Consider the following 7547-nt stretch of genomic DNA (forward strand, 5'->3'; position numbering starts at 1 on the left):
ATAATACAATTTTAAATTGTGATATTTTGGGATTCTGGCTTTACATAAAACATAGGGTGGATATATAAAATACAAAACGTATTTTAAATTATCACGCGTAACCAAAGTTATTAAACAGAACGCGTGTTTTTTGTTTTTAGAGAAGGGGAAGAAAGTTTGTAGAAAATTATGTTTAAAAATCATCTCTCTTTATATCATTTTACAACGGTTATTTTTTTCTTTGTATACAATACTGATGCAGGTGAGATTTCTTCTGAGAAGAAGCCATATTCATGTAACGAAAGTGCCTCATTTTATCGCTGTAATGATGGTAAAACGCATGAAATTACCAAGAAAACTTATCAACTTACGGGTGAAAGTTCTGATGCTGCCATAGAGGCATCAGGGAAAAATACAGTCATTGAGGGAGAGGCTATAATCATTAACGGTATTTCGAATGCACATGGACATTCAGAAACAAACGCTTGGACAACAGCTGTAAAGTCCTCAAATGGGGGAGGCGTTGCTCTATTTGATTCCATGTTAAATAACGTGTCGATAGGGGCCGATATTAATGATGAGGGAGCTTTTGAAATGCAGGATGGGGTGATTAAAGCAACCAGAATGGGGATCAGTGTTGGGGGTAAAGGGTCGTTTGTTTCTTTGACCAAGACAGAGATTAAGACATCTTCTGATGCGATAGGTCTTTTGAGTCATAATGGTGCAAAAATTTATATGAAAGGAGGAAAAATTGATTTTGCTGATGGTATTGGTGTTCAAACAGGAGGAGATGGAGAAATTAATTTAGAGGGCGTTTCTATTACTGGGAGGGGGAAACAGGGAACAAATACAGATAATCATCGTGAAGGTTCTGCTTTTAGTATGCTTCAGGGGAAAGGCTCTCTTAATTTCCAGAAGGGAAACGTTAATGTCGACAATGTTCATGGCATTGTAGTGCAGGGGAATAACCATAATGCTGCTCATATAAAATATTCCAATGTTTTTGTGAGAGGGAATGGATTTAATGGTATGCACTTTTTTTGGGAAGCTGTCTTAAATGATAAAAAAACAATTATACCTGGAAAAGGGACTGTCCATGTGACAAAGACAACTTTTATGGCTCCAGAAAGTACGGCTATTTATAGTCGTGAATTCGAAAGTTCTGTTAAACTCTCACAACATTCAAAAATTTCTGGAGATTCACTCCTGAAAGCTGTTGAGCGTTCTAATGTAAAGATTGAGGCTGATGCTTCTACCCTTGTAGGAGGCGCACATGTTGATGAAAGTTCTACAGCTAAGATAGATTTAAAAAATGGTTCAAAGTGGATTTTATCGCGACCAAAATATGACAAATTGCAAAATTCTGATGCTTCTGGTTCTAGGTTAAAAGATTATTCTTCTATTTCATCGGTTAATCTTACGGATAGTTCTCTTGTTTTTGAAGAATTAAAATCTAAAAAAACAAATGGTTATCAGACACTTCTCATTGGAAAAGGATTTGGGACTGTCTATAAAGCGCACGGTGATGTGAATCTTTATCTTAATGCATATTTGGATAAAGGCGGAGCTCTGCAAGAGCAAAAAACTGACCGGCTTTTAATCAATGGTGATCTTGAAGGAAAAACAACAGTTCATGTTTATAAGATTCCTGGAAGTCCAGGGGCATTGACGGGAGATGGTGGTAATAATCAGGGGATTTCCATTATTCAGGTTTATGGAAAAGCCATGGAAGATTCTTTTCAGTTAAAGGGGGGGTATGTCACACTTGAAGCCTCCCCCTATCAGTATCATCTTAAGAGTTATGGTCCAGGCTCTTCTTTAGGGGCGGCAGATTCCAATCAAAGAGTGCTTAAAAACTCTGGAACATTTTGGGATTTCCGACTTGAAAGTCAATTTGTTGATTCCACTAAAGTTTTTCCTGTTCTTGATTTGGTTGTCCCCCCTTCTTCTGATGATATTCCTTCTTTTTCTAAAATTCATCCTAATATTACTGGAGGTGAGGATGGTTCTATTGATTCTAACTCTCAGCAAAAGTCTCAGGAGCCAAGTCTTTCTTCTCCTGTAGATTCTCCTGATAGGGATTCCCATCTTACGACCACACCTAATGTATCTGATGTTTTTGTACTTGAGATCCCCAATCCTCTTTCCTCTCTTGCACCTGTTGTTCCCGCTATTGCTGAATCTAATCCAGTTTCTCCACCTGCATCTGGTTCACCTGTTCCGCCGCATGTTTCACCCACTCCTTCTGTTGTTTCCCCAGTTGCATCTGGTTCACCTGTTCCGTCATCTGTTTCATCCACTCCTTCTGTTGTTTCCCCAGTTGCATCTGGTTCACCTGTTCCGTCATCTGTTTCATCCACTCCTTCTGTTGTTTCCCCAGTTGCATCTGGTTCACTTGTTCCGCCGCATGTTTCACCTACTCCTTCTGTTGTTTCCCCAGTTGCATCTGGTTCACCTGTTCCGTCATCTGTTTCATCCACTCCTTCTGTTGTTTCCCCAGTTGCATCTGGTTCACTTGTTCCGCCGCATGTTTCACCCACTCCTTCTGTTGTTTCCCCAGTTGCATCTGGTTCACTTGTTCCGCCATCTGTTTCACCCACTCCTTTTGTTGTTACTCCACCTGCGTCTGGTTCTTCTGTTCCGGCATCTGTTTTTGAGCCTTCTTCTCATTTTGAGCCAAATGTGAGAGTCGTTGTTCCACAGGTTTTGACTTATATTCTTGTGCCAAATACCTTATTTTATGCTGGATTGATGGATATCAGTAATCAAAGCAAGCAGTTGCAAGCGCTGCGAACTGTTCCTGGTCGGTTGTTGAAAAATGATGAAAATCCCGCTTTGTTTTTGCGCGGTTACGGTGGACATCATCATTATACTTCAAATTTGTCTGCATTTAAATATGGTGATTATGGCGGTGAGCTTGATTATAATGCACTAGAGGCAGGTATTTTACTCAAGAAAATCGAAAGTGCATACAGTACGACATCTTTTGGGATTATGGGAAATTATGGCAAGCTTTCTTTGCAGCCTCGAAAGGTTAAACAAAGTCAAGAAAGTATATTTGATAAATGGACAATAACAGCATATGGAAGCATGCAGCATGATACGGGTCTCTATATGGATGGTCTCTTCTCTTATGGTTTGTTTAATGGAAATGTTCTCACACTTGAGCGAGGTAAAACGGCTGCATTGAGAGGGAAGCCCCTAAGTGTTTCTTTAATTGCTGGTAAAACGTTTATGATAGGCAGCCGATATTTTATTTTTGAACCACAGGTTCAGTTTGTTTATCAAAATCTCCAGTTTCATAAGACTCGTGATATTGATAATTTTAATATTGATATGCGAAGTCCAGATCATTGGGGGATGCGTATTGGTGGGTATTTAACGAAGACACTTACATTTACTAAAGATAAAGATGCACATGTTCTCTCATTCTATGGTAAGCTTCATTTCATTCGTAGTTTTGATGATAAACAATTTGTATATTTTAAAGATGCCTTCCAGCTTGGTTCCTTTGGGACTTCTTTAGAAGCTGGATTTGGTGTTTTTTCGCAATTATCTCCCAAAATTATTTTTCATAGCGATCTGATTTATCAGCATAAATTTACGAGTGACGGCTTTTCCGGAACGCATTTTTCTGGTGGATTAAGTTATCATTTTTAATTGTATTTTTCTTTAATACATCCTTTGTGAAAGACATAAGCACAAAACACGGTTTTGTTGTGTCGTTTTTCTGATTTTTGACTTTACATATAATACAAAACAAATTATATGTAACGGCACATAATAAGTAGATGAACTAGGTGTGTCTTTTCAGTTTTTTATGAATAAAATAAAGGAAGTTTAGACTAAATTATGATTAAAGTACTAAAACGCTATGTGTGTGTGTTCTCTTACGACCTCTATTTCTTTCTTCGTGCACAATATAGATGTGAGTGCAGAAGATTATAACCCCTCGTGTAATTCTCTTTTTAAGTCGCATTCGTGTGATACAGTTGATGCTTCTCGTACTTTTGGAAGTCGTAATAAGTTATATATGAGTGGATTGGATAGGAGGACTACAGGTGTTATTTTTACAATACGAACTCATAACATAGTTATTAAGCCGCAAAAAAGTAAAGGGGAAAAAGGCTTTCAGGAACTGATGGAATTTTAGAATTAAAGAGATCTGAGAAGATTACATCAGCAGTGGTTGTGTCAAAAGATAATAAAACTTCTTTTAAAAAGAGTTCTATTACAGGAAATGGCAAAAAGAAAAGTGGTAGAAATGCTACGTTATCTCAATCTGTGTTTGGTGTGAAGCAGGGTGGTTCTTTCCTTTGATGAAGGTAAGATTCAGGTTTCTGATGTTCATGGTATAGAGGCAAGTGTCTTGCTCAATGCGATTGAGGATACACATCACACTTTGAGCTCTGGAATAATGAAGAATAATGGAAAAAAACTCTCTACAACTTCAAGATGTTAAAGAAAGCAAAAAAGTACATTTGATAAATGGTCTATTACAGTATATGGCAGCATGCAGCATGATACAGGCTTTTATATAGATGTCCTTTTTTCCTATGGTTTATTTAAAGGGGATGTTCTCACGCAAGCAAGAGGCAAGACAGCAACATTGAAGGAAACACCTTTGAGTGCTTCATTGATTGCGGGCAAGTCATTTATGACAGGGCATAAAGGGGTTATTTTTGATCCGCAGGTTTAGGTTATTTATCAAAATGTGCGGTTTGATAAGGCGTCTGATATTGATGGTTTTGATATTGAGATGGGAAAACTTGATTTATGGGTGATGCGTGTTGGTGGTCTTTAAGAAAGATGCTTGCTGCTTCTGAAGAGGCTCTTGTTGTTTCTTTCAATTGCAAGCTTCAGCTTGCCATTAGTTTTAGAGGAAAACAACGTGTGCGGTTTGGAGATGAATTCCAATAAGCGCTTTTGGCTCTTCTCTAGAAACTGGAATGGGATTGAAGGCTCAGTTGTCTTCAAACTCTGCTTTGCATGGAGATGTAACTTATCAGCATTGCCTTAGAAAAGGTGGTTTTTCAGGGATTATTTTTTCAGGCGGTTTATACTATCGTTTTTAGGTGCCTATGAAATATAGAGTAATTTTTACATAAGTTATAGAGTGTTTTTGAAGTATAAAGTGATTATTTAAGTTTTATAATTGCTATTTTTAGTGTGTTTAACTTAATGTTATGGGGAATGTTTTTTATTTTTAACTAACAGGGGAGAAAGGCAAATTGGGAATAAAGTTATGGTTAATGTATTAAGCGGGTATAGATTTTTATTTATTACAACGGCTATTGTTTCTTTTTTGCCAATCGTGAGTGTTAATGCGAATCCTAATAATTTAGGAACTTCCTGTAATGTATCAGGGAGTTTTTTTACATATAGCGATAGTAAAAAACATACGATAAGTAATAAAAATTATACTCCTTCTGTCTCTTCTCTAGATGATTTTATTGCTGTCTTCTCTATAGAAAAAGAGGGAACTGTTTTAAATTTATTAGAGACAAATATTATCTCGCATAGGCCAAAGCAGTCATTTTTATATAGTGCATCTGTAAAAGATGATGGCAAGCTTGTTCTAACCAATTCAAATATTAAGGATATGTCCGGTTTTCGTGTTCAGAACGGGCAAGTTGTGATGAATAGAGGGAAGATTGAAGGTAGTTTGCAAGCTGTATGTGCAGAAGGAAAAAAAACCGATATTGCTTTAGTGAGCGTAAATATTGATATTGTATCAGATAATTTGAATGCAAAAGGGATTGGATTTGTGAGTAGTTCTGATGCATTCGTTAGGATGTCAGGCAGTACTATTACTTTTCATGAGATTGGTGCGTTTTCAACACAATTTGGGGGAAAATATCTTATTGATACAACCAATATTCAGGGAAAAGGTAAGAAACATACGATTGTAGTTGATAATGAAACTATTGATGAATTTCCAAGAGCTTTTGACATATCACAGGGTGGTGATGTTCATTTGCGTGGTGATTCTATTCAGCTCACTGATATGCATGGCTTCTTGATTACGAATTTTGCAGGTTATGCAGATGCTGAAGGTAAATTGGTTCAAGAATACGCTTCATCAAATGAGTTTAAAAAGACAAGTATTAAGATAGAAAAAAACAATATTTCTGTTCAGGGTGAGGGAGTATACGGTCTGTATTTTTATGGATTAGGTCCAGATGTATGGGGTGATATGTTTAAGGTAGGGAGTGAAAAACTTTCAAAAGTAGAAAAAATTGTTTGGGGTGAAGCATCTTTGCATTTGTCACAGACAGCTTTTTCAGTTCCTGATGGTATTGCCATTTATAGTACGGGGGATGATATTTATGGAGCTGAAGCTACTATTGAATTAACAGAAAGGACAAAGATCTCTGGTGATTTATTGTTAAAGGCTCAAAATAATTCTTCTCTATTGGTGAAAGCAAAGGATTCTACCCTTACAGGGGGTATTCGTGTTGAGGATGCATCAACTGTTCACTTAGAATTAACAAATGGCTCTGCATGGTATCTCACCAAAAGGAAACATACAGATTTGCAGGAATCTCTTCCTGTAGATTCATTACTTTCGTCTATAAGCATTTCTGATAGCACAATTTTTTTTGATAAATTTATATCTCAAGATTATCAAACGCTATATATTGGAAAAGTATATATTGAGAAAGGAAGTAATCTAAATGACATAAATCCAATAGAGGGGATACAGTATGATAAAGAAGCCTATAATGCAAAGGGAAATGTGCAGATTAAGATGAGTGCGTTTGTGAATAATGACGGCTCGTTTAATCCTCAAAAAACTGATCGTATTTTGATCTACGGGAATGTTTTGGGAAGTACACTGCTCATGATGGAGAAATTTTCCAAAACCTTAGAAGGAGAAGCTGGCAATAAAGGAAGTCAAAGTATTTCACTTGTTCAAGTTGCTGGGACAGCAGAGGAAAGTTCTTTTAAGTTAGCCAATAGTTATACTACGGTGAATGGATTTCCTTATCAATATAAACTTCGTGTCTATGGTCCAAGTTCTTCTTCTGGAAATGCAGATCCAAAGAATAGATTGGTTGTTGGAGAAGGGGATTTTTGGGATTTTCGTCTCGAAAGTGTTTACATTGGTCCTGAATTAGATTCTTCTGAAACTGCTTCTAAGCCAACGTCTACAGTTTTACCTCCTCAATCTGAAGAAGAGACGGTTCCTTCTAAACGACCAACAGAGACTATTTCACCTGAACAACCCCCTTCTGTTGAGCCTCCACTTATACCATCTACACCTTCTTTGCCTGAGGGATCTGAACCGTCTGAAACATTTATCCCTACGGATTCGACGCTGACTCCTTCTGCACCAGTTCCGTCTCCCTCAGTACCAACAGTTCCAGAAAATCCTTCTGCTGTGCCTATGCCTGCACCATTTGTTCCAGTTGAGACTTCTACGGATGAGGTTATGCCATCTAAGCCCTCTGTTCCGGTATCACCTTCATCTACAGATTCTGTTTCTCCTCCTTCTGTCCCTGTTGAACCAAAGCCTTCTCAGTCCTCTGAACCTTTAGATCCTTCATCTAATCTCTCTATACCGC

General features: G+C 37.5%; 3 protein-coding genes and 1 pseudogene. All 4 read left to right on the plus strand.

The genetic code is table 11. The features are described from left to right. The first annotated feature begins 168 nt into the window (after positions 1-168). Positions 169-3639 carry an autotransporter outer membrane beta-barrel domain-containing protein gene (locus tag ACFINW_RS08145; protein WP_375674106.1) on the plus strand — a complete coding sequence of 1157 codons (3471 nt, stop codon included), beginning with the start codon at positions 169-171 and terminating at the stop codon, positions 3637-3639. Between the two features lie 531 nt (positions 3640-4170). Then, positions 4171-4299, plus strand: a complete 129-nt coding sequence (locus ACFINW_RS08150; protein ID WP_375674110.1) for a hypothetical protein — start codon at positions 4171-4173, stop codon at positions 4297-4299. Between the two features lie 28 nt (positions 4300-4327). Next, positions 4328-5054, plus strand: a pseudogene (locus ACFINW_RS08155) (autotransporter outer membrane beta-barrel domain-containing protein); the annotation flags it as partial. A gap of 170 nt (positions 5055-5224) precedes the next feature. Beyond that, positions 5225-7547, plus strand: a 2323-nt coding sequence (locus ACFINW_RS08160) for an autotransporter outer membrane beta-barrel domain-containing protein (RefSeq protein WP_375674108.1), incomplete at its 3' end; no start/stop codon positions are given.

The sequence above is a fragment of the Bartonella sp. AA18HLJMS genome (assembly GCF_042197245.1).
Lineage (GTDB): Bacteria > Pseudomonadota > Alphaproteobacteria > Rhizobiales > Rhizobiaceae > Bartonella.

What these genes read in the sequence shown, in the direction of transcription:
- ACFINW_RS08145 (WP_375674106.1), top strand. Translation starts at nt 169, where the DNA reads ATGTTTAAAAATCATCTCTCTTTATATCATTTTACAACGGTTATTTTT.